The following is a 19,804-nucleotide window of genomic DNA, read 5'->3' on the forward strand; positions in this document are numbered from 1 at the left end:
TGCTGATTGAAGGTGTCAGAAATCTCAACTTCCACAATAGCACGCATCGCCGCAAGATGAGCGCTCCCCCACAAGGAGCCCATCGTGACAGCGCCGACACACTCGCCCTTTCATCAACGCCTGATGCATGCCCTGCGCAGCTGGCGCCGCCGCGCCGCGGAGCGTCGCCGTGCTCACGTGGACGCGCGGCATCTGGCGGGCATGAACGATCACGAGCTGAGCGACCTGGGCATCGGCCGCAGCGAGGTGCGCGCATTTCTGGACCGTGACAGGTTCTGAAGAAACAGCCCGGCCCGCCAGCCACCGCCCCGGAAATTGAGGTTCAATCCGGGGCGTGCCCAAACCCGCAACACCCGCCCCGCTCTCCATCGAACTCACCTCGCCGCAATCGGTCAACGGCCGGCGCGCGGCCTTCCAGTCGCTCTGGCTGCTGGTGCGCATGCAGCATGCCCACGATGCCGAAGGCGGCCTCGTGCGGCTGGCCGACCTGCGCGGCGAAGTCTCCGATGCGAGCACGCTGCGCATGGTCGTGAGCCGCGCGTTCCGCGATTTCAAGGCCTGGAACATCGACGTCGGCTGGGGCGAGGACAGGCAGCGCGAGCCGCGCTTCCTGAATGCCGAGCGGCGCAGCCAGGGACCGTTCTGGCTGCCAGCCGCCGAGGCGAAGCGCGTGCGCATGCTGGTGGGCGGCCGCGCGGCCACCGCGGCCGAGGTGGCGTCCTTTCTCGGACTGCGCGCCCGCAAGGGCCGCACGGCTGAGCCCGGCTCCCCGCCGCCCGACGCGGTACACCTGCAGGACGCCGCGTTCTGGAAGCAGCTGGTCGCCTCGCAGCAGGCGGCGCGGCAGGGCCGGCTCATGGCGCCGGTGGCGGGCGGCAGCGCCACCGGGCTGCCGGCCAGCGCACTCGAGTCCATCCGCCTTGCGGGCACGCTGGCTGCCACCGATTTCCAGCGTGCGCTGGTCACGCTCAACGAGGCGATGCTGTGGCGCCGGCTCGGCGACAACGAGCAGGCGCGCCGGCGTCTGCAGGCGCTCAAGAAGCAGCGCCTCGCCCACCATGTGGCCGGCAACGACTACCTGGGCGCGATGGAATGCATCGTCTCGGCCTGGTGCGCCTACACCGCACGCGACCTGCCGCTGGCGCAGTCGCTCCTGAGCGGCATGGCCGAGGATGCGGCGCGCGGACTGGTGCTGCGGCATCACCCCGATGTGCGCTTCGAGTGGTGCAACCTCTGGGCGCTGGTGTGCCGCTCGCGCGCACTCGGGCTCTCGGCCGAAGACAAGCCCACCGCCGCCACGCTCGCCGAAGAGTCGCTGCAACGCTTCGGCGAAGCCCTGGCCGCGGCCTTCGAATCGCACTCCTTCGATGCCGCACAGCATGTGGCCGCCAACATGGGCATGGCCGCGTGGCTGTTCGACCGCGTGGGCTTGTCCGACCTGCCGGCCCTCGCGCACGACGGCCACGCCGACACCACGCGCCGCGCGGTGCAGTGGATCGCCTTCAGCGAATGGCTCTGCGGCCACACCGACGGCCAGGGCCGCTCGGCCTGGAATGCGATCTACCTGATGCGCATCGCGCGTGGCCACTGCCGGCCCGAGCGGCAACCCACGCTCGCGCAGTTCCGTGCGCAGAAACCATTGGACCCAGCCGCGATCTCGAAGCTCGCCGGCCCGCTCGCCGATGCCTTCGATGCCGCGCACTGGCCCGCACGCTGGGTCGAAGTCGCGCAGGCACGGCTGGCCGACCATCAGGTCGGCCGCCGACGCTACCCCGGCCTGCAGCATTGCAGCCTGCTGTTCGAGCACGCCTGGTATGCGGCGCATGCGGGCGACCTGAAGGGGGCCGAGCAATCGCTGGGCTTGTTGCGCGAGGCATTGCCTCAATTGGTGCCGAGCGACCGCGCCTACTTCACCGAGTCGTGGAACGACACGCTGCCGGCCGAGCTGGTGCTCGAAGCAAAGCCGCCGCGCCGGCCGGCGGCACGCAAGAAGTCCACGCCGCGGGCGAGCTAGAACGGATTCATCTTCATGCCCGACAACGCGAACAAACCCAACGAATCCAACGCGCCCATCGACCTGGCCGCTCACCGCGAACGCCGTGCCAGACTGAAGAAGCTGCAGCAGCAACGCGCCTCGGCACAGGCATCGCGTGCCGATGACGATGAGGCCTCGGCGCAGCCCGGCCTGGGCGAGGTGCCCTGCGTGCGTTGCAAGGAGCCCGTCTTCGGCTACGCGCTGCGCTGCCCCCACTGCGGCGTGCATTTCAGCGGACGCGCCGAAACCTTCGCGCCCAGGGAAGGGGTCTCGCTGCGCACGAAGATGATCGTCGCCCTGGCGCTTCTTCTTGCGGGCCTGAGCGACGACATCGCCGCCTGGTGGTAGGGCTTGCCGCCGGTCAGCGCGCGGCGGCCGGCGCGCCGGTCGACTTGCGCACCACCAGTTCCGGCCGCAGCACCACGGTCGAGGCCGACATCGCACGGCCGTCGATTTCCTCGAACAGCATCTCGGCCGCGCGCCAGCCGAGTTCGCGGTGCGGCAGGCGAATGGTGGTGAGCGGCGGATCGACCATGTCGACCAGCGGCATGTCGTTGTGGCCCGTGACCGAGATGTCCTTCGGCACACGCAGTCCGGCTTTCTTCAACGCGTCGTAGGCGCCCAGCGCCACGAGGTCGTTGCAGCACACCACCGCCTGCGGCGCAGGACCGGCTTCGAGCATCTGCTGCATCGCGATCGCGCCGGCCTCGCGGCTGTAGCTCGCGCATTCGACTACGCGAAAAGGCTTCATGCGGTGGTCGCGCAGCGCCTGCTCCACGCCCAGCCGGCGACCCACGCCGGTCGGGATGTGCTGCGGCCCCGCGAGGTGCGCGATGCGCTTGTGGCCCAGCCCCACGAGGTGATCGACCGCGAGCTTCATCGCGAGCCGATCGTCGCTCACTACGGCGGGCAGGCGGCCGGTTTCGTCGGCGCGGTTGACTAGCACCGCGGTCATGCCGGCCCTGGTGACGAAATCGACCAGCGGGTCGTCGCGCGTGGCGGTGGCGAGGATCACGCCGTCCACGCGCTGGGCCAGCATGCGCTCGAGCACCGGGCGCGCCAGCGCCGGGTCGACCACGTTGGTGACGAAGACGAAGTAGCCGCGCGCCGCCGCGCTGGCCTCGATGCCCTGCAGGATCGGCGGGAACACCGCGTTCGTGATGTCGGGCACCAGCACGCCGATGGTGTGGGTGCGCCCGGTGCGCAGCGCGGAGGCCGCGCGGTTGGGCCGGTAGCCCAGGCGCTGGGCGGCCTCCTCGACCACGCGCAGCACCTCGTCGCTGATCAATGAGCGCTTCTCGGGGCTGAGCGCGCGCGACACGGTCGACACATGCACGCCGGCGGCGCGGGCGACATCGCGGATGGTCACGGGGGAAGAAGTCGGGCTGGTGCTCATGGATTGGTGCAAACGATTGTCGTGCGGGTCGGGCGCTGAAAGCAGCTTTCAGCCATTCCTGACATGCCGGATGGGGTCATTTTACTTTTCGAAGATTTGGACTAAGATCGTGCAAACGATTGCACAAACGCCCCATGAACATCGCCACCTCCCCCGATTCGGTGCTGGGCTTCGCGCTCGACGCCATGAAGCGCACGCCCGACCCGCGGCTGCGCACCGTGATGGATGCGCTCACGCGCCACCTGCATGCCTTCGTCCAGGAGGTGAAGCTGACCGAGGAGGAGTTCGAGACCGCGCTCGAATTCATCGTCGCCATCGGCCAGGCCACCGGCGAAACCAAGAACGAGGTGGTGTTGATGGCCGACATCCTCGGCGTGTCCTCCGTGGTGGCGCTGCAGAACAACCAGGACCCGCACGGCGAATCGCCGGCCGCGCTGCTCGGCCCCTTCTGGCGCGCGAACTCGCCGGCCTGCAAGCCGGGCGACAACATCGCGCGCTCGGGCACGCCGGGCATTCCGCTCGCGGTGACAGGCACGGTGCGCGATGCCAAGGGGCAGCCCATGGCCGATGTCACGGTCGACGTGTGGCAGGCCTCGCCCGTCGGCCTCTATGAAAACCAGGACCCGGCGCAGGAAGACATGAACCTGCGCGGCCGCTTCACGACCGATGCCGAAGGGCGCTTTCATTTCCGCAGCGTGCGGCCGGCCGGCTACCCGGTGCCGACCGACGGACCCGGCGGCGTGCTGCTGCGCGCCCAGCGGCGCCACCCGAACCGGCCCGCGCACCTGCACTTCATGGTGAGCAAGCCGGGGCACAAGGTGCTGATCACGCAGGTGTTCGCCGATGACGACGAGAACCTGGAGAGTGACCCGACCTTCGGCGTGACGCGGCGGCTGATCGGCCGCTTCGCGCTGGCACCCGATGGCAAGACCGCCACGCTGCAGTACGACTTCCAGCTCGAGCCGGGCGAGATGAAGTTCCCCCGTCCCCCTATCCCCTGAATCAACTCTTCAACCTCATGAGCTTCGATCCTGTTTCCCGACTCGACGGCAAGGTCGCCGTCATCACCGGCGGCCTCGGCGCCATCGGCTACGCCACGGCCACGCGCCTCGCCGCGCTCGGCGCCACCTGCGTGCTGCTGCACCGCAAGGGCGACGATGCCGCCGCACGCGCGGCCGCCCTGCCCTCCGCCAACGGCCAGCGCCACGCGGCGATCCGCGCCGACATCGTCGACACGCCGAGCCTGAACGCCGCCGCCGCCGAGGTGAAAGCCACGCACGGGCGCTGCGACATCCTGGTCAACAGCGCGGGGCACACGCAGCCCATTCCAGCCGCAGACCTCGACGCACTGACCGACGAGCTGATCGACGACCTGCTGCGCGCCAACTTCCGCGGCGTGTTCGCGACCATCCGCGCCTTCGCGCCGATGCTGAAGGAAAGCGGCGACGGCCTCGTTGCGAACATCTCGTCCATCGCGGGCTTCACCGGCGTGGGCAGCAACCTCGCCTACGTCGCGGCCAAGGCCGGCCTCGACGTCGTGGGCGACGCGCTGGCCAAGGCGCTGGCGCCGGCGGTGCGCGTGGTGTCGGTGTCGCCGGGCGCGGTCGAGTCGGGCTTCGTGCCGGGCCGCGGCGCGGAGTTCGCGAACAAGATGGCGAGCACCACGCCGCTCGGGCGCATCGGCAAACCCGACGACGTGGCCGCCACCGTCGAAGCGCTCGCGACCACGATGCGCTTCGTCACCGGCACGCGCATCGTGGTGGATGGAGGGCGTCATTTGTGAACACCAAAACGCTCATCACCTGCGCCGTCACGGGCAACCTCGTGAAGCCCGAGCAGACGCCGCACCTGCCGATCACCCCGGCGCAGATCGCCGACGAATGCCTGGCCGCCGCGGAAGCCGGCGCGGGCCAGGTGCACATCCATGTGCGCCACCCAGAAACCGGCAAGCCATCGATGGAGGTCGAGCTCTACCGCGAGGTGGTCGACCGCATCCGCCGCGGGAACCGCGAGCTGATCGTCAACCTCACGACCGGCCCCGGCGGACGCTTCATTCCAAGCGAGGACGATCCGAAAATCGCCGCACCCGGCACCACGCTGCTGCCGCCCGAGAAGCGCGTGGAGCACATCGCGCTCATCAGGCCCGACGTGTGCTCGCTCGACCTCAACACCATGAACTCCGGCCCCGACGTGGTGATGAACACGCCGAAGAACGTGCGCCGCATGGCCAAGGTGATCCGCGAGGCGGGCGTCAAACCCGAGCTGGAGATCTTCGACTCGGGCGACATCAACCTCGCGCTCGACCTGATCGCCGACGGCACGCTCGACGGCCCCGCGATGTGGACCTTCGTGCTCGGCGTGAAGTACGGCTTCGCGCCCACGCCCGAGACGCTGCTCTATGCCCGCAACATGCTGCCGCGCGGCGCCTTCTGGAGCGCCTTCGGCATCGGCCGCATGGAGTTCCCGATCGTCGCGCAAGCCTGGCTGCTCGGCGGCCATGTGCGCGTGGGCATGGAAGACAACATCTACCTCGAGAAGGGCGTGCTGGCCGAGAGCAATGCGCAGCTCGTGGCGAAGGCGCGCGACATCCTGCAGAGCCTGGGCGGCGAGATCGCCAACCCCCGTGAGGCGCGCGCCATGCTGGGCCTGCCAGGCGCGAGGAGCTAGGGGATGAAACCTTGCTCTTCTATTCGTGGAGTGCGTTGTTCAGGGCGCGCTCACGCCGACGGTGTGCGCAGCGAAGCGAATGTCCCCCGGCGCGGCCTAGGGCCGCAGGCCTCCTCCTTTATTTCGCTGCGCAGAGCACACCATCGGCGTGATCGCTCAGAGCAGTCGTTGATCGGCTCGCACAAGCGCTGCGTCCATCGTGCACCCGGTGGCCTGTGCACGCACCCCGAACAAAAGCAACCAGAACACAAGCAACCCGCAACACAACACCCCGTGGAAAACTGAGATGAGCGTCGCAGCCATGCACACAACCCACACCTCTCGCGCACTGCGTGTGAACGAGAAGGCCGCCAACCTCGACGCGCTGCAACTTGAAGCCGCCCCCCAGCCCGAACCCACAGCACCGCCCGGCCATGCCGTGGTGCGCATCGCCGCCGCCGCGGTGAACCCGAGCGACGTGAAGGCGACGCTGGGCATCATGCCGCAGGCCGTGTGGCCGCGCACCCCCGGCCGCGACTTTGCGGGCACCGTGGTGAGCGGGCCCAGCGAATGGATCGGCCGCGAGGTCTACGGCTCGGGCGGCGACATCGGCATCACGCGCGACGGCTCGCATGCGCGCTATCTGGTGCTGCCCGAAGGCGCGTTGCGTGCCAAGCCGCAGGGCATCTCGATGGACGAAGCGGGCGCGGTGGGCGTGCCCTTCGTCACCGCGTACGAAGGCTTTCGGCGCAGCGGCATGCCGCAGGCGGGGCAGACGGTGCTGGTGCTCGGCGCCAACGGCAAGGTCGGCCAGGCGGCGGTGCAGCTTGCTTCGCAGGCCGGTGCGCGCGTGATCGCGGTGCAGCGCCGCGCCGGACCCTTCGAGGGTTTTGCGAGCGGCCCGGTCGACGTGATCGACGCGCGCCACCACGCCGATGTGGGCGCACAGGTGCGCGAACTGACCGGTGGCCGCGGTGCGCACATCGTCTACAACACCGTGGGCAGCGCCTACTTCGAGGCCGCCAACAAGGCGATGGCCAAGGGAGCGACGCAGATCTTCATCGCCACGCACGAACGCGCGGTGCCCTTCGACATCTTCGCGTTCTACCGCGGCATGCACACCTTCGTGGGCATCGATTCGCTCGCGATGGATTGCGTGGCCTCGACCGCCCAGCTCGACGCGATGCGCGAAGGCTTCGAACGCGGCACGCTGAAGCCCTTTCCCGTCGCGCGCCACTTCACGCTCGACGAGGCCATGGACGCCTACCGGCTGGTGCTCTCGGGCAGCACCGACCGCGTCGTGCTGCGGCCCTGAACCCGAGAAGGAACATTGCCATGCATGTGACCCGTTTCAACGAAGCGCCGCGCTACGAGGCGCCCAACCATTTCGACATGCGCTGCCTGCGCCTGCAGGGCAAGGAAGCCGGGCCCTCGACGCAGATGTGGATGGGCATGAGCCAGATCCTGCCGGGCGGCCACACCGGGCTCGACGGCTCGCCGATGGAGAAGCTGTACCTCGTGCTCGAAGGCCGGCTCCATGTGGTCGGCGAACTCGACGGCGCGCACCAGGAAGACGTGCTCGAGCAGTACGACAGCTGCCGCTTCGCGCCCGGCGAAAAACGCCAGCTGGAGAACCGCAGCAACCGCCCGGTGCTGGTGGCGCTGGTGATGCCGAACGCGCCACCCGGCTAGCGCCCTCCTTTCTCAGTCATTCATCGCTCGCACAAACAAATCAACGGAGACAAGACGCATGAAGAAGACATTCCCCTGGAGCCGCCGGCAGGCGCTCACGATGGCCGCGGCACTCGCAGCCTGCACGCTCGGCGGCGCGCAGGCGCAGGGCGCATGGCCGGGCACGCAGCCCATCAAGCTGGTGGTGCCCTTCACGGCGGGCAGCGGCACCGACATCGTCGCGCGGCTGGTGGCCGAGAAGCTCGGGCCTGCGCTGGGCACGAGCGTGATCGTCGACAACAAGCCCGGCGCGGGCGGCACGCTCGGCGCGGCCATCACGGCCAAGGCGCCGGCCGACGGCTACACGCTGCTGGTGCATTCGGCAGGACACCTCGTGAACCCGTGGATCTACAAGGGCCTGTCGTACGACACGATCAAGGACTTCACCGGCATCACGCCGATGGCGAGCCTGCCCAACGTGCTGGTCACCGCGCCTTCGCACTTCGCGAACGTGCAGGACCTGGTGGCGAAGGTCAAGGCCAAGCCGGGCAGCTTCAACTACGGCTCCGCCGGCAACGGTTCGGCCACGCACATGAACGCAGAAGTGTTCCGCCTCGCGGCCGGACTCGATGCGCAGCACGTGCCGTTTCGCGGCACGCCCGAAGCGATGACCGAGGTGATGGCCGGCCGCGTGGACTGGTTCTTTGCGCCGATGGTATCGGCGCTGCCGCTCATCAAGAGCGGCAAGCTGCAGGCGCTGGCCGTGGGCACGGCCAGGCGCTCGCCGGCCCTGCCCGAAGCGCCCACCACGGTGGAAGCCGGCGTGCCGGGTTCCGAGTACCTGTTCTGGGTCGGGCTCTTCGCACCCGCGAAGACGCCGCAGCCGGTGGTGGATCGGTTGCAAACCGAGGTCGCGAAGATCATGGCCTCGCCCGAACTCAAGGAACGTCTCGACAAGCTCGGCGCCGAGCCCTTCACGATGCCGTCGGCGCAGTTCAACAAGTTCATCGTCGATGAAACGACCAAGGCGCAGCAAGTCGTCAAGGCCGCGAGCATCAAGGTCGACTGAACATGTTGCGCACACTCCTCGCGGCGGCGGCCGCACTGCTGCTGTCGCTCGCCGCACAGGCGCAACCGGCCGACCTGATCGTCACCAATGCGAAGATCGCCACGCTCGACGCCGCTTCCGCCACCGCGCAGGCGCTGGCCGTGCGGGATGGCCGCATCGTGGCCGTCGGCAACGCCGCGCAGATGCGCGCGCTCTCGGGCCCCATCACACGCGCGGTGAATGCCGGCGGCCGCACCGTGATCCCCGGCCTCATCGACTCGCACATGCATGCGGTGCGCGCGGCGCTGAGCTATTCGACCGAGGTCAACTGGATCGGCGCCGGCACCGTCGCGGAGGCCATGGCCCGCATCCGCGCCGCAGCCGCCCGCGCGCGGCCCGGCGGCTGGCTGATCGTGGCCGGCGGCTGGACCGAGCAGCAGTTCGCCGAACGCCGCCGACCCACCGTCGCCGAGCTGCAGGAGGCCGCGCCGGACAACCCGGTGTACGTGCAGCTCTTCTACGAAGCGGTCGTGATGACGCCGAAGGCGCTCGAGGCGCTGGCCGTTCCGGCGGGCTCGCTACCGGCCGGCATGAAACCCGCGCCGGACGGCGCACCGGGCTGGATGACCGGCGACATCGTCGGCATCTCGGCCCTGTTCGACAAGCTGCCCAAGCCGACCTACGACGACAACCTGGCCGGCACGCGCGCCTTCTTCACGGAGCTCAACCGCCTCGGCATCACCGGCCTGGTGGATCCGGGCGGCTTCAGCATCGCGCCCTCGCAGTACGCGGCCCTCTTCGAGCTGTGGCGCGAAAAGGCGCTGACACTGCGCGTGGCCTACAGCGTCTTTGCGCAGAAGCCCGGCGCCGAGCTGCAGGAGTTTCGCGACCTGACGCAGATGCTGCCGATGGGCTTCGGCGACGACATGCTGAAGTTCAACGGCCTCGGCGAACGCGTGACGCTCGCGATGTACAACAACAATTTTCCCGACGCGGCCGCGAAGGAGAAGTTCTACGAGCTCATCAAGTGGGCGGCGATGCGCAAGCTCGCGGTCACCATCCACTGGCAGGAGAACGGCTCGGTCGATCACCTGCTCGGACTCTACGAGCGACTGAATGCCGAGGTGCCGATCCGCGACCTGCGCTGGTCGATCGCACACCTCGACGACGCCTCGCCCGAAACGTTGGCGCGCATGAAGGCACTGGGCATCGGCTGGACGATGCAGGACGCGATGTACTTCCAGGGCGACCGCGCGCTCACGGTGCGCGGCGACGCAGCGCGCCGCATGCCGCCCATCGGCACCGCATTGCGCGCCGGCGTGAACATGGGCGCCGGCACCGATGCGCACCGCGTGGCGTCGTACAACCCCTTCGTCGCATTGCAATGGATGCTCGACGGCAAGACCGTCAGCGGCAAGGCCATGCGCGGCCCCGAGGAAACGCCCACGCGCGAACAGGCATTGCGGCTCTACACGGCGGGCAGCGCGTGGTTCAGCTTCGACGAGACGAAGCGCGGCACGCTGGAGGTCGGCAAGCTCGCGGACTTCGCGATCCTCGACCAGGACTTCTTCTCTGTGCCAGTGGAGCGCATCGGCAAGACGGTGTCGCTGATGACGGTGGTGGGCGGGCGTGTCGTCTACGCCGCCCGGCCTTTCGATGCAGCGGCTACCTCGGTGGCCGTGGCGCCGTAGGGCAGCGCGAGCGCCTGCCGCACCCGTTGGCGCAGCACCGGCAGCACATCGCGCTCGAACCACGGGTGGTGCTGGAACCAGCCCGTGTTGCGCGGCGACGGATGCGGCAGCGGAATGTAGCGCGGCGCGTACGCCGCAAAGGCCTCGACGGTTTCGGTCACGCCGGCCTTGCGCGCCGCCCCCAGGAAGTGGCGCTGCGCGTACTGGCCGATCAGCAGCGTCAGCTCGACGCGCTTCATCTGCGCGAGCAGGCGCGCGTGCCAGAGTTCGGCGCACTCCCTGCGCGGCGGCAGGTCGCCGCTGGTGCCGCGGCCCGGGTAGCAGTAGCCCATCGGCATGATCGCGACCTGCGTGGCGTCGTAGAACACCTCGCGGTCGATGCTGAGCCAGCGGCGCAACTGCTCGCCGCTCTTGTCGTCCCATGGCACGCCCGTGGCATGCACGGTCAGGCTCGGCGCCTGGCCGACGATCAGCAGCCGGGCACCGGCGCTGGCCTGCACGACAGGCCGCGGACCCAGCGGCAGGTGCGCGGCGCAGGCGCGGCAGCTGCGGATTTCCGCGAGAAGCCCGTCCATGGATCAGCGGCCGGATCCGAAGGTGCTAGCCGGCAAACGGGCGGAAGAACGCATTGAGTTCGTTGCCCGGCGCCGCATCCGCGAAGTCGTCGAAGCGGCCCTGCTCCGCGAGCGTGCGCGCGGCGCGGATGAACCCGCCCCAGGCCGCGCGCGCGAGCCCACCGCCCACGCTGACGCGCCGCACACCGAGCGCGGCGATGTCCTTCATGGTGAGTTCGCTCGCCCCTCCGACGAGCAGGTTGACCGGCTTCGGCGCCACGGCGGCGACCACCGCCGCGATCTGTTCGCGCGTCTTGATGCCGGGCGCATAGAGGCAATCGGCACCGGCTTCGGCATAAGCCTTGAGCCGTGCGATGGTGTCGTCGAGGTCCGGCCGGCCGGCGAAGAAGTTTTCGGCACGGCCCACGAGGTAGGTGTCGCCGCCCGTCGCGTCGATGGCCTTGCGCGCGGCACGCAGCCGCTCGACCGCGACCGCGATGGGAAAGAGCGGATCGGCCGCATTGCCCGTCGAATCCTCGATGGACAGGCCCGCCACACCGGTCTCGACCGCGAGCCGCACGCTTTCCGCGACGCCTTGTGCGTCGGCCGCGAAGCCGTTCTCGAAGTCTGCGTTCACCGGCAGGTCCGTGGCCGCCACCAGCTCACGCAGATGGTCGAGGATCTGCGCACGCGAGAGCGCGCCATCGGCGTGGCCGCGCGACCATGCGAAGCCCGAACTCGTGGTGGCCAATGCCTTGAAGCCCAGGCCTTCGAGGTAGCGTGCGCTGCCCGTGTCCCAGGGGTTGGGGATGACGAAGCAGCCCTGTTCGTGCAGGCTGCGGAAGGCGGCGCGTTTCTCGGTGATGGTGCGGGTCATGGCAGGGCCTCGGCTTTCTTTGCGGAAGTGGGAACGTGGGAACCACGATGGGGGTCGGTCAGGATAAGCCCGTGCGCGCGACGGCCACGCCCGGCGGGTTTTGCAGCAGGTGGTCGATGAAGGCGCGCACCGCCGGCAACATGCCGCGCCGGGAAGCGAACGCGGCCTGGATCTCGCTGGCCGCGCAGGCCCACTCGCCGCACAGGCGCACCAGGCGGCCGTCGGCGAGCGCGTCGCGGCACATGATCTCGGGCAACAGCGCGAGGCCCATGCCCTGCTCGGCAAGGTGCCTGAGCGCGAACATGTCGTCGGTGACGAAGTACGGCGTGAAGCCGAACGCCTGCACCTGCGCACCGCGCTCCAGTGTCCAGTGGTAGCGGTCGTTCTCGGCGGGCAGCGACAACACGGGCCACGCGGCCAGGTCGGCGAGCCCCTGCGGCGTGCCGAGTCGAAGCAGCAGCGCAGGGCTTGCCAGCAGCACGTCGACGGTGACGCCCAGCGGGCGCGCGATGAGGTTCGAATCCTCGATGGGCGGCCGCCGCACGCGCAGCACCACGTCGATGTTCTCCTGCAGCGGATCGACGCGCCGGTTGCTCACCTCCAGCTGCAGCCGCACGCCGGGGCAGGCGCGCATGAAGGCCGGTATCAGCGGCGTGAGCCAGAACTGCGCGAGCGTGAACGGGCAGCTCACGCGCAGCAGGCCCTGCGGTTGCGCCGTGGCCTGGCGCACCACGTCGAAGGCCTCCTCGCCCGCGGCCACCGTCGCCTGGCAACGCTCGTAGAACTGCCGCCCCACGCTGGTCAGCAGCAGGCGGCGCGAACTGCGCTGCAGCAGGCGCACGCCCAGGCGCTCCTCGAGCTGCGAGACACGGCGACTCAGGCGTGACTTGGGAATGCCCAGGTGGCGGCTCGCGGCGCTGAAGCCCTGCTGTGTCACCACATGGGCGAAGAGCGCAAGGTCGTTGAAGTCTTCCATGTCTCTGGTTCTGCCTTTCGCGCTGCTTTTGTTCTACCAATGGAACGATCCGTTCCTTTTTGACGAATTGTTCCGCGCTCGTTCCACCAGCATCATCGATCACTCGCTTTCGGTCAACCACCTCGCCCTCCACACGCCATGAAACTCGCCAGCTTCCATCACCGGGACACCCTTCGCTTCGGCGTGGTCCGAAATGAAGAGATCGCCGACCTGACGGACAAGCCCGGCGCGCCGCCCGGGCTGCGCGAACTGCTCGCGCGCGGCGACGAAGGCATGGCGTGGCTGCACGCGGTACTGGCGAATACATCCTGCGTGCCACTGGCCGGTGTCCGGCTGGCAGCGCCAATTCCCGCGCCGCAGAAGTTTCTGGGGCTGGGTGGTAACTACGCCTCGCACCTCGAGGAGGCCGCGAAGCTGGGTCTGGTGCGGCCGCCGGGCCAGGTGTGGTTCAACAAGCAGGTGTCGTGCGTGGCCGGCCCCTTCGATGCCGTGCACAAACCCCGCGTGTCCGACCAGTTCGACTACGAGGGCGAGCTCGGCGTGGTCATCGGCCGGCGCTGCCGCCACGTGCGCGCGGAGGACGCGATGGCCATGGTCGCGGGCTATGTGGTTGTGAACGACATGAGCGTGCGCGACTGGCAGATGCGCGCACCCACGCACACGCTGGGCAAGTCCTTCGACACGCACGGTCCCTTCGGCCCCTGGCTGGTGACGCGCGACGAAATTGCCGACCCGCATGCGCTGCGCCTGCGCACCTGGGTCAACGGCGAGCTGCGGCAGGACGGCAATACCGCGCAGATGATCCACCGCATCGAGGCCATGCTGGTAGAGCTGAGCACCGCCTTCACGCTGGAGCCCGGCGACGTGCTGAGCACAGGCAGCCCCGCGGGCGTCGGCGGACTGATGGACCCGCCGCGCTACCTGGTGCCGGGCGACGTGGTGCGCGTGGAAATCGAAGGCATCGGCTGCATCGAGAACCGCGTCGTGGCCGAGCCCGCCGCCTGAGCGCGGTACCAGACATTCCCGACCGAGAAGGAGATTCCCATGACCGACATCGCTGCCCCGGTGCGCGCCCTGCCCGACTTCACGCGCACCGCGCTTCGGCCCGTCAAGCTGGCGCACGTGGTGCTGCGCGTGAGCGACCTGGCGCGTTCGCGCGCGTGGTACCTCGACGTGCTGCAGGCCCACGCCGCGTTCGAGAACGAGATGCTGTGCTTCCTGACCTACGACGACGAGCACCACCGCATCGGGCTGATCGCGCCGCCGGGGCTGAAGCACGAGGCCGATGCGAGCACGGGCCTGGAGCACATCGCGTTCACCTACGGCTCGCTCGGCGATTTGCTGGCCAACTACCGCCGCCTGGCCGCGCACGGCATCCGGCCCTACTGGTGCATCAACCACGGGCCGACCGTCTCGATGTATTACCGCGACCCCGACGGCCACCGGCTCGAGCTGCAGCACGACGTGTTCGAGACGGCCGCGCAGGTCGATGCCTTCTTCGCTGGCGGCGCCTATGCGGAGAACTTCATGGGCGTGGTGTTCGAGCCCGAGGCGCTGGCCGCGCGCTTCGAGGCCGGCGAGCCGCTGGCTTCGCTCACCGCCCGGCCGGGCCTGCCGGCTGGCAAGGGCCCGTGGGACATGTTCGTTCCCTGAGCAGCAGCAAGGGCGCGATGGCGCGGTGCAGCGTGACTGCTTGAGAGGACGCACGAGGCGTCCACGTTGGCGGTCACGTTGCGCAACCCGGCCCTTCGGTGTTCTGATCGGCCCCATGCCCTACGTCATCCTGCTTTTCGTTCATCTGCTCTGCGCCGCCTTCTGGATCGGTGGCATGGCGACCATGCATTTCGCGGTGCGCCCCGCCGCCGTCGCCACGCTGGAGCCCCCGCTGCGCCTGCGCACGATGGCTGCGGCGCTGCGGCGCTTCTTCGTCGGCGTGGATGCGGCCATCACGCTGCTGTTCGTGAGCGGCGTGGCGATGATCCTGCTGGCGGGTGGCTTTCGCACGGTGCACTGGCACGTCGAGGCGATGATGGGCATCGCCATCGTGATGGCGGGCATCTATGTGTACATCCGCGCTTCGGTGTTCAAGGCGCTGCGGCGTGCGGTGGAAGAGAGCGCGTGGCCGGTGGCGGCGGCGCGGCTCGACACGGTTCGCAAGCTGGTGAGCCTGAACCTCGCGCTCGGCGTGGTGGTGTTCGGCGTTGCGATCGTCGGACGCGCCGGCTAAGAGCCTGTTCACGATCTATCCAGGACCATTGCGGTCTGTTCGGGGTGCGTGCACAGGCCACCGGGTACTCCCCTCCGCGAATGTCCCCCGCTTCGGCTTTCGCCCCTCCTCCTTTGTTTCGTTGCGGGGAGCACCCGGTGCCCTGTGCACGATGAGCGCGGTCGTTGTGCCGGCCGATCAACCGCTGCGCTGAGCGATCACGCCGATGGTGTGCTCTGCGCAGCGAAATAAAGGAGGAGGCATGCGGCCATAGGCCGCGCCGGGGGACATTCGCGGAGCAGAGTACACCGTCGGCGTGAGCGCGCCCTGAACAACAAGCCTCAACGCGACCCCAGACAGATCGTAGACAGCCTCTAGGCGGCGAACCTGTAGTCCAGGTGCGTGACCAGCTTCGAGCTGGCGGCGTTCACTGTTTCGAGCTTCAGTTCGCCCGGTGCGAGCCGGTCGAACAGCCGCAGGCCCGCGCCCAGCAATGAGGGGGCCACGTGCAACGTGCATTCATCGACCAGCCCCGCCTGGATGTATTGGCGGATCGCGTCGGCGCCGCCCGAGATGCGCACGTCCTTGCCGCCCGCAGCCGCCTTCGCTTGCGCGAGCGCACTCTCAATGCCATCGGTCACGAAGTGGAAGGTGGTGCCGCCCTGCCGCACCCACGGCTCGCGCGGCGAGTGCGTCAGCACGTACACGGGCGCGCGAAACGGCGGGTTCTCGGGCCAGCCCACTTCGCCTTCGTCGAACATGCGGCGGCCCATCACATAGGCACCCGTGCGTGAGAACAAACGCTTGATCAGCGCGTCGTCGGCCGAGCTGCTGTCGCCGCCCGGTATGCCGAAGAGTTCGCGAAAGCTCGCGGTCTCGAACACCCAGCCGTGCATGGCGGGCCCGCCATCGCCGAGTGGATTGCCCGGTTTGGCGTTCGGCCCGGCCATGTAGCCGTCCAGCGAGAGGCCCACGTCGAAGAAGACTTTGCTGCTGCTCATGTCTGGTTCCGGCGCGGGGCCGGCCCGGAGTTTCGAGGAGGCTCAGTCTAGGGGCTGCGGCCCTTCAGCGCTCGCCGAGCACGGCACCGTCGGTCGGCTTCTGCAACCACTTGGCGATGTCTTCACCCAGCGCATAGGTCACCACGCCCACCATGCTGCAGGTGCTGCGCGGCATGCCGAAGTAGATGAACATCTGGCGCTGCGCGGTGAAGCGGGCGGGCGCTTCGCCCTTGCGCTCCAGCGTGCCTTTCAGTTGCACGATCTTCGGGCCGCCATAGAGGCCGCCCGCGTTCGCCAGCAGGTCGGTGATCTCGATCTGCAGCACAGGTGCGCCCTCGGCGTTGGGCGCCGGCGGCGAGAGCAGGTATTCGTAGGGTGCAAGCAGCTGGTCCTGCACGGCCTGCTTCAGCGAGGCCGGCACATCGCAGGAATCGTCTGCCTTCAACAACTTGATGCCCTTGGCGGTGGTGCCGTAGGCGACGGTCGGCATGACCACGCTGTTGCGTGCCGTGGCTTCCGGCGGCGGGGGTTCGGGTGCGGCCGGCTGGCGCGTGCCGCAAGCGGCGAGCAGCGCCGCAGCGGCCACGGCAAGGGAAAGCCGCGCGGCTCTGCGCGCAGCGAACGGGTGTTCGGTCATGAGAATCTCCCTGGATGAATCTGTACGCGCTCGTGGTGGCGCGCGCCGATTCTGCACGATCAGCCGTGCGGCGCCGCCCCCTTGAGCTCGACGCTGTTGCCGTCGGGATCGGTGATGTAGATCGACGGGCCGTTGCCCTCGGCGCCGAAGTTGTTCTGCACCTCGCCATGCACCGTGACGCCGTGCTGCGCCATCAGCGCGCGAATCGCCGCTTCATCGAAGGGCTCGATGCGCAGGCACAGGTGATCGACGTTGCGACCTTCCTTCCCGGCCAATGCACCGCCCTGCCGGCCGAGCGGACCGTCGGGCGTGACGAGGTCGATCATGCTCGACCCGACACGCAGGTGCACCAGTCCCAAATCATCGCGACGCTTTTCGATCCCGCAGCCCAGCACGTCGCGATAGAAGGCGATCGATCGCTCGATGTCCTTCACGCGCAGCACGACATGGTCGATGCGCAGCACCGAGAAGGGTGGGCGCATCGGGCTTGTCATGTCGGCCTCAGACCACGCCGGCCGAGCGCAAGGCTTCGAAGCGCGCGCCGTCGATGCCGAACTCGGCCAGCACTTCGCGCGTGTGCTGCCCGAGCGCCGGCGGCGCGTGGCGCAGCACGGGCGGCGTGGCCGTCAGGCGCAGCGGGCTTGCCACGCCGGTGATGCTGGCGATGCCGTCGCCCGCATCGCGCGGCAGCGTCACCGCGAGGCCGCGCGACTTGACCTGCGCATCGTCGAAGGCCTGCGCGATGTCGTTGATCGGGCCGCAGGGCACGGCCTTGTCTTCGAGCAGCGTGACCCAGTCGGCTGTGGCGCGGGTGCGCGTGAGTTCTTCCATCATCGGGATCAGCACGCCGCGGTGCTTCACGCGCAGCGTGTTGGTGGCGAAGCGCGCGTCGGTCGCCCACTCGGGATGGCCGGCCGCTTCGCAAAAACGCGCGAACTGGCCGTTGTTGCCGATGGCCAGCAGCATCGAACCATCCTGCGTCGGAAAGTCCTGGTACGGCGCGAGGCTCGGGTGCGTGTTGCCCTGGCGCCCGGGCGCCTTGCCGGTGTTGAGGAAGGCGCTCGCCTGGTTGGCGAGGATGGCCATGCCCACGTCGAGCAGCGCCATGTCGATGTGCTGGCCCTCGCCCGTGCGGTCGCGCACCTGCAGCGCCGCAAGAATCGCGGTGCTCGCATAGACGCCGGTGAACAGGTCGGTGAGCGCCACGCCCACGCGCAGCGGGCCGCCGCCGGGCACGTCGTCGGGACGGCCGGTGATGCTCATCATGCCGGTCATGGCCTGGATCATCAGGTCGTAGCCCGCGCGCTCGGCGTACGGGCCGTCGTGGCCGAAGCCGGTCACGCTGCAGTAGATGAGGCGCGGATTGGCCGCGCGCAGGCTCTCGTGGTCGAGGCCGTACTGCTTCAGGCCGCCGGTCTTGAAGTTCTCCACCACGATGTCGGCCTGCGCCGCCATCTGCTTGAGCAGCGCCTGCCCTTCGGCCGTGGCCATGTCGACCGTGACCGAGCGCTTGTTGCGGTTGCAGGCGGTGAAATAGCTGGCCTGGTCGGTGTCGTTGCCGTTCGCGTCCTTGATGAAGGGCGGGCCCCAGGTGCGCGTGTCGTCGCCGACACCGGGGCGCTCGATCTTGATGACGTCGGCGCCCAGGTCCGCGAGGATCTGCGTGCACCAGGGGCCCGCGAGCACGCGGGACAGATCGAGGACCTTGATGCCGTCGAGTGCTGCGGGCTTGGTCATGCGTTTCAGTTGGCGAAGGCGGCGATGCCGGTGATGGCGCGGCCCAGGATGAGGGCGTGGATGTCGTGCGTGCCTTCGTAGGTGTTGACCACCTCGAGGTTCACCAGGTGGCGGGCCACGCCGAACTCGTCGCTGATGCCGTTGCCGCCCATCATGTCGCGCGCCAGGCGGGCGATGTCGAGGGCCTTGCCGCAGTTGTTGCGCTTCATGATCGAGGTGATCTCGACCGAGGCCGTGCCTTCGTCCTTCATGCGGCCCAGGCGCAGGCTGCCTTGCAGGCCCAGCGTGATCTCGGTCTGCATGTCGGCCAGCTTCTTCTGGATGAGCTGGTTGGCGGCGAGCGGGCGGCCGAACTGCTTGCGGTCCAGCGTGTACTGGCGGGCGCGGTGCCAGCAGTCTTCGGCGGCGCCCATTGCGCCCCACGAGATGCCGTAGCGGGCGCTGTTGAGGCAGGTGAAGGGGCCCTTCAGGCCTTGCACTTCGGGGAAAGCGTTTTCTTCGGGGCAGAACACGCCGTCCATCACGATTTCGCCGGTGATGCTGGCGCGCAGGCCGACCTTGCCGTGGATCGCGGGAGCCGACAGGCCCTTCATGCCCTTCTCGAGCACGAAGCCGCGGATCGGGCCGACCGTGCCGCTTTCGCTGACTTCCTTGGCCCACACGACGAACACGTCGGCGATGGGTGAGTTGCTGATCCACATCTTGGCGCCGCTGAGCGAGTAGCCGCCCGGCACCTTCTTGGCGCGCGTGACCATGCTGCCGGGGTCGGAGCCGTGGTCGGGTTCGGTCAGGCCGAAGCAGCCGATCCATTCGCCGGTGGCGAGCTTGGGGAGGAACTTCTGCTTTTGCGCTTCGGTGCCGAATTCGAAGATCGGGACCATCACCAGCGAGCTCTGCACGCTGGCCATCGAGCGGTAGCCCGAATCGACGCGCTCGACTTCGCGGGCGATCAGGCCGTAGGCCACGTAGTTGAGGCCGGGACCGCCGTATTGCTCCGGGATCGTCGGGCCGAGCAGGCCGAGCGCGCCCATTTCGCGAAAGATGGCGGGGTCGGTTTCACCGCTGCGGAAACCTTCGATGACGCGGGGCGCGAGGCGCTCCTGGCAGTAGGCATTGGCCGCGTCGCGAATCATCCGCTCTTCGTCGGTCAGTTGCTGGTCGAGCAGGAGGGGGTCGTCCCAGTGGAATTGCGCTTTGGCGGCCATGTGGTTGTCTCCGGAATAGGGGAAAAGGGAAAAGAGGGGGAATGGGGTCGATCCTAGCCATGCGCGGGGTCGGGTGCAAACGATGAATCCTCACCCAGATATGTCATGCACGCATATCTTGCGC

23 protein-coding genes are annotated in these 19,804 nt (G+C 68.7%); 14 read left to right on the forward strand and 9 right to left on the reverse strand.

Annotated elements, in window-relative coordinates; genetic code table 11:
• Positions 1–84: 84 nt before the first annotated feature.
• Genes AC1DXX_RS18510 through AC1DXX_RS18520 form a run of 3 tightly spaced genes read left to right on the forward strand, consistent with a single transcriptional unit; the run spans position 85 to position 2,383 of the window.
• A complete protein-coding gene (locus tag AC1DXX_RS18510) occupies positions 85–279 on the forward strand; it encodes a YjiS-like domain-containing protein (RefSeq protein WP_478135665.1) in 195 nt (64 codons plus the stop codon).
• Positions 280–334: 55 nt separating this feature from the next.
• On the forward strand, positions 335–2,014 hold the full coding sequence (locus AC1DXX_RS18515; RefSeq protein ID WP_478135666.1) for a hypothetical protein: 1,680 nt from the start codon (positions 335–337) through the stop codon (positions 2,012–2,014).
• A gap of 15 nt (positions 2,015–2,029) precedes the next feature.
• On the forward strand, positions 2,030–2,383 hold the full coding sequence (locus tag AC1DXX_RS18520; RefSeq protein ID WP_478135667.1) for a hypothetical protein: 354 nt from the start codon (positions 2,030–2,032) through the stop codon (positions 2,381–2,383).
• A 13-nt stretch (positions 2,384–2,396) separates the two neighbouring features.
• Here AC1DXX_RS18520 and AC1DXX_RS18525 read toward each other — a convergent pair whose 3' ends face one another.
• Entirely contained in the window at positions 2,397–3,431 is a 1,035-nt protein-coding gene (locus AC1DXX_RS18525; protein ID WP_478135668.1) for a LacI family DNA-binding transcriptional regulator, read from the reverse strand.
• A gap of 134 nt (positions 3,432–3,565) precedes the next feature.
• Here AC1DXX_RS18525 and AC1DXX_RS18530 point away from each other — a divergent pair, with 134 nt between their 5' ends.
• The 7 genes from AC1DXX_RS18530 to AC1DXX_RS18560 all read left to right on the forward strand — a co-directional run bounded on the left by AC1DXX_RS18530 (position 3,566) and on the right by AC1DXX_RS18560 (position 10,487).
• On the forward strand, positions 3,566–4,432 hold the full coding sequence (locus AC1DXX_RS18530) for a dioxygenase family protein (protein WP_478135669.1): 867 nt from the start codon (positions 3,566–3,568) through the stop codon (positions 4,430–4,432).
• A 17-nt stretch (positions 4,433–4,449) separates the two neighbouring features.
• Positions 4,450–5,214 (forward strand): SDR family NAD(P)-dependent oxidoreductase, encoded by a 765-nt coding sequence (locus tag AC1DXX_RS18535; RefSeq protein WP_478135670.1) that lies wholly within the window; start codon positions 4,450–4,452, stop codon positions 5,212–5,214.
• On the forward strand, positions 5,211–6,098 hold the full coding sequence (locus AC1DXX_RS18540) for a beta-keto acid cleavage family enzyme (protein ID WP_478135671.1): 888 nt from the start codon (positions 5,211–5,213) through the stop codon (positions 6,096–6,098). The genes AC1DXX_RS18535 and AC1DXX_RS18540 overlap by 4 nt, the downstream gene beginning before the upstream one ends.
• A gap of 286 nt (positions 6,099–6,384) precedes the next feature.
• The gene (locus tag AC1DXX_RS18545; RefSeq protein WP_478135672.1) at positions 6,385–7,392 is read left to right on the forward strand and encodes a quinone oxidoreductase family protein; all 1,008 of its coding nucleotides are present in this window, start codon (positions 6,385–6,387) and stop codon (positions 7,390–7,392) included.
• A gap of 20 nt (positions 7,393–7,412) precedes the next feature.
• Positions 7,413–7,769, forward strand: coding sequence for a cupin domain-containing protein (locus tag AC1DXX_RS18550; protein WP_478135673.1), 357 nt, complete (start codon positions 7,413–7,415; stop codon positions 7,767–7,769).
• 58 nt (positions 7,770–7,827) lie between these two features.
• On the forward strand, positions 7,828–8,817 hold the full coding sequence (locus AC1DXX_RS18555) for a Bug family tripartite tricarboxylate transporter substrate binding protein (protein ID WP_478135674.1): 990 nt from the start codon (positions 7,828–7,830) through the stop codon (positions 8,815–8,817).
• A gap of 2 nt (positions 8,818–8,819) precedes the next feature.
• Positions 8,820–10,487, forward strand: a complete 1,668-nt coding sequence (locus tag AC1DXX_RS18560) for an amidohydrolase (RefSeq protein WP_478135675.1) — start codon at positions 8,820–8,822, stop codon at positions 10,485–10,487.
• On the opposite strand, the gene AC1DXX_RS18565 is transcribed toward AC1DXX_RS18560, so the two are convergent.
• Genes AC1DXX_RS18565 through AC1DXX_RS18575 form a run of 3 tightly spaced genes read right to left on the reverse strand, consistent with a single transcriptional unit; the run spans position 10,433 to position 12,894 of the window.
• Positions 10,433–11,062 (reverse strand): uracil-DNA glycosylase family protein, encoded by a 630-nt coding sequence (locus AC1DXX_RS18565; RefSeq protein WP_478135676.1) that lies wholly within the window; start codon positions 11,060–11,062, stop codon positions 10,433–10,435. The genes AC1DXX_RS18560 and AC1DXX_RS18565 overlap by 55 nt on opposite strands.
• A 25-nt stretch (positions 11,063–11,087) precedes the next feature.
• Complete coding sequence (locus AC1DXX_RS18570; RefSeq protein ID WP_478135677.1) at positions 11,088–11,918, reverse strand: isocitrate lyase/PEP mutase family protein; 831 nt, start codon at positions 11,916–11,918, stop codon at positions 11,088–11,090.
• A gap of 58 nt (positions 11,919–11,976) precedes the next feature.
• Entirely contained in the window at positions 11,977–12,894 is a 918-nt protein-coding gene (locus AC1DXX_RS18575; protein ID WP_478135678.1) for a LysR substrate-binding domain-containing protein, read from the reverse strand.
• Here AC1DXX_RS18575 and AC1DXX_RS18580 point away from each other — a divergent pair.
• From AC1DXX_RS18580 to AC1DXX_RS18595, 4 genes are all read left to right on the forward strand, one after another.
• Entirely contained in the window at positions 12,893–13,036 is a 144-nt protein-coding gene (locus AC1DXX_RS18580) for a hypothetical protein (RefSeq protein WP_478135679.1), read from the forward strand. The two genes, AC1DXX_RS18575 and AC1DXX_RS18580, sit on opposite strands and share 2 nt — an antisense overlap.
• Positions 13,033–13,899, forward strand: coding sequence for a fumarylacetoacetate hydrolase family protein (locus AC1DXX_RS18585; RefSeq protein WP_478135680.1), 867 nt, complete (start codon positions 13,033–13,035; stop codon positions 13,897–13,899). The genes AC1DXX_RS18580 and AC1DXX_RS18585 overlap by 4 nt, the downstream gene beginning before the upstream one ends.
• A 39-nt stretch (positions 13,900–13,938) precedes the next feature.
• Positions 13,939–14,547 (forward strand): VOC family protein, encoded by a 609-nt coding sequence (locus AC1DXX_RS18590; protein ID WP_478135681.1) that lies wholly within the window; start codon positions 13,939–13,941, stop codon positions 14,545–14,547.
• Between the two features lie 115 nt (positions 14,548–14,662).
• Positions 14,663–15,121, forward strand: a complete 459-nt coding sequence (locus AC1DXX_RS18595) for a CopD family protein (RefSeq protein ID WP_478135682.1) — start codon at positions 14,663–14,665, stop codon at positions 15,119–15,121.
• A gap of 353 nt (positions 15,122–15,474) precedes the next feature.
• On the opposite strand, the gene AC1DXX_RS18600 is transcribed toward AC1DXX_RS18595, so the two are convergent.
• The 5 genes from AC1DXX_RS18600 to AC1DXX_RS18620 form a co-directional block, all read right to left on the reverse strand.
• Positions 15,475–16,101, reverse strand: a complete 627-nt coding sequence (locus tag AC1DXX_RS18600) for a dihydrofolate reductase family protein (RefSeq protein ID WP_478135683.1) — start codon at positions 16,099–16,101, stop codon at positions 15,475–15,477.
• Between the two features lie 64 nt (positions 16,102–16,165).
• Entirely contained in the window at positions 16,166–16,738 is a 573-nt protein-coding gene (locus AC1DXX_RS18605) for a hypothetical protein (RefSeq protein WP_478135684.1), read from the reverse strand.
• Between the two features lie 59 nt (positions 16,739–16,797).
• Positions 16,798–17,232, reverse strand: coding sequence for a VOC family protein (locus tag AC1DXX_RS18610; protein WP_478135685.1), 435 nt, complete (start codon positions 17,230–17,232; stop codon positions 16,798–16,800).
• A gap of 7 nt (positions 17,233–17,239) precedes the next feature.
• Positions 17,240–18,475, reverse strand: coding sequence for a CaiB/BaiF CoA transferase family protein (locus AC1DXX_RS18615; RefSeq protein ID WP_478135686.1), 1,236 nt, complete (start codon positions 18,473–18,475; stop codon positions 17,240–17,242).
• Between the two features lie 5 nt (positions 18,476–18,480).
• Complete coding sequence (locus AC1DXX_RS18620) at positions 18,481–19,680, reverse strand: acyl-CoA dehydrogenase (protein ID WP_478135687.1); 1,200 nt, start codon at positions 19,678–19,680, stop codon at positions 18,481–18,483.
• Positions 19,681–19,804: the final 124 nt, after the last annotated feature.

Source organism: Variovorax sp. P4_B10 (genome assembly GCF_056402375.1).

Excerpts from the sequence above, each read along its gene's own strand:
- AC1DXX_RS18590 (WP_478135681.1), top strand. The coding sequence starts at position 13,939 with ATGACCGACATCGCTGCCCCGGTGCGCGCCCTGCCCGACTTCACGCGC.
- AC1DXX_RS18550 (WP_478135673.1), top strand. The coding sequence starts at position 7,413 with ATGCATGTGACCCGTTTCAACGAAGCGCCGCGCTACGAGGCGCCCAAC.
- AC1DXX_RS18520 (WP_478135667.1), top strand. The coding sequence starts at position 2,030 with ATGCCCGACAACGCGAACAAACCCAACGAATCCAACGCGCCCATCGAC.
- AC1DXX_RS18610 (WP_478135685.1), bottom strand. The coding sequence starts at position 17,232 with ATGACAAGCCCGATGCGCCCACCCTTCTCGGTGCTGCGCATCGACCAT.
- AC1DXX_RS18600 (WP_478135683.1), bottom strand. The coding sequence starts at position 16,101 with ATGAGCAGCAGCAAAGTCTTCTTCGACGTGGGCCTCTCGCTGGACGGC.
- AC1DXX_RS18530 (WP_478135669.1), top strand. The coding sequence starts at position 3,566 with ATGAACATCGCCACCTCCCCCGATTCGGTGCTGGGCTTCGCGCTCGAC.
- AC1DXX_RS18585 (WP_478135680.1), top strand. The coding sequence starts at position 13,033 with ATGAAACTCGCCAGCTTCCATCACCGGGACACCCTTCGCTTCGGCGTG.
- AC1DXX_RS18565 (WP_478135676.1), bottom strand. The coding sequence starts at position 11,062 with ATGGACGGGCTTCTCGCGGAAATCCGCAGCTGCCGCGCCTGCGCCGCG.
- AC1DXX_RS18615 (WP_478135686.1), bottom strand. The coding sequence starts at position 18,475 with ATGACCAAGCCCGCAGCACTCGACGGCATCAAGGTCCTCGATCTGTCC.
- AC1DXX_RS18575 (WP_478135678.1), bottom strand. The coding sequence starts at position 12,894 with ATGGAAGACTTCAACGACCTTGCGCTCTTCGCCCATGTGGTGACACAG.
- AC1DXX_RS18555 (WP_478135674.1), top strand. The coding sequence starts at position 7,828 with ATGAAGAAGACATTCCCCTGGAGCCGCCGGCAGGCGCTCACGATGGCC.
- AC1DXX_RS18545 (WP_478135672.1), top strand. The coding sequence starts at position 6,385 with ATGAGCGTCGCAGCCATGCACACAACCCACACCTCTCGCGCACTGCGT.
- AC1DXX_RS18560 (WP_478135675.1), top strand. The coding sequence starts at position 8,820 with ATGTTGCGCACACTCCTCGCGGCGGCGGCCGCACTGCTGCTGTCGCTC.
- AC1DXX_RS18620 (WP_478135687.1), bottom strand. The coding sequence starts at position 19,680 with ATGGCCGCCAAAGCGCAATTCCACTGGGACGACCCCCTCCTGCTCGAC.
- AC1DXX_RS18595 (WP_478135682.1), top strand. The coding sequence starts at position 14,663 with ATGCCCTACGTCATCCTGCTTTTCGTTCATCTGCTCTGCGCCGCCTTC.
- AC1DXX_RS18525 (WP_478135668.1), bottom strand. The coding sequence starts at position 3,431 with ATGAGCACCAGCCCGACTTCTTCCCCCGTGACCATCCGCGATGTCGCC.
- AC1DXX_RS18605 (WP_478135684.1), bottom strand. The coding sequence starts at position 16,738 with ATGACCGAACACCCGTTCGCTGCGCGCAGAGCCGCGCGGCTTTCCCTT.
- AC1DXX_RS18570 (WP_478135677.1), bottom strand. The coding sequence starts at position 11,918 with ATGACCCGCACCATCACCGAGAAACGCGCCGCCTTCCGCAGCCTGCAC.
- AC1DXX_RS18580 (WP_478135679.1), top strand. The coding sequence starts at position 12,893 with ATGTCTCTGGTTCTGCCTTTCGCGCTGCTTTTGTTCTACCAATGGAAC.
- AC1DXX_RS18535 (WP_478135670.1), top strand. The coding sequence starts at position 4,450 with ATGAGCTTCGATCCTGTTTCCCGACTCGACGGCAAGGTCGCCGTCATC.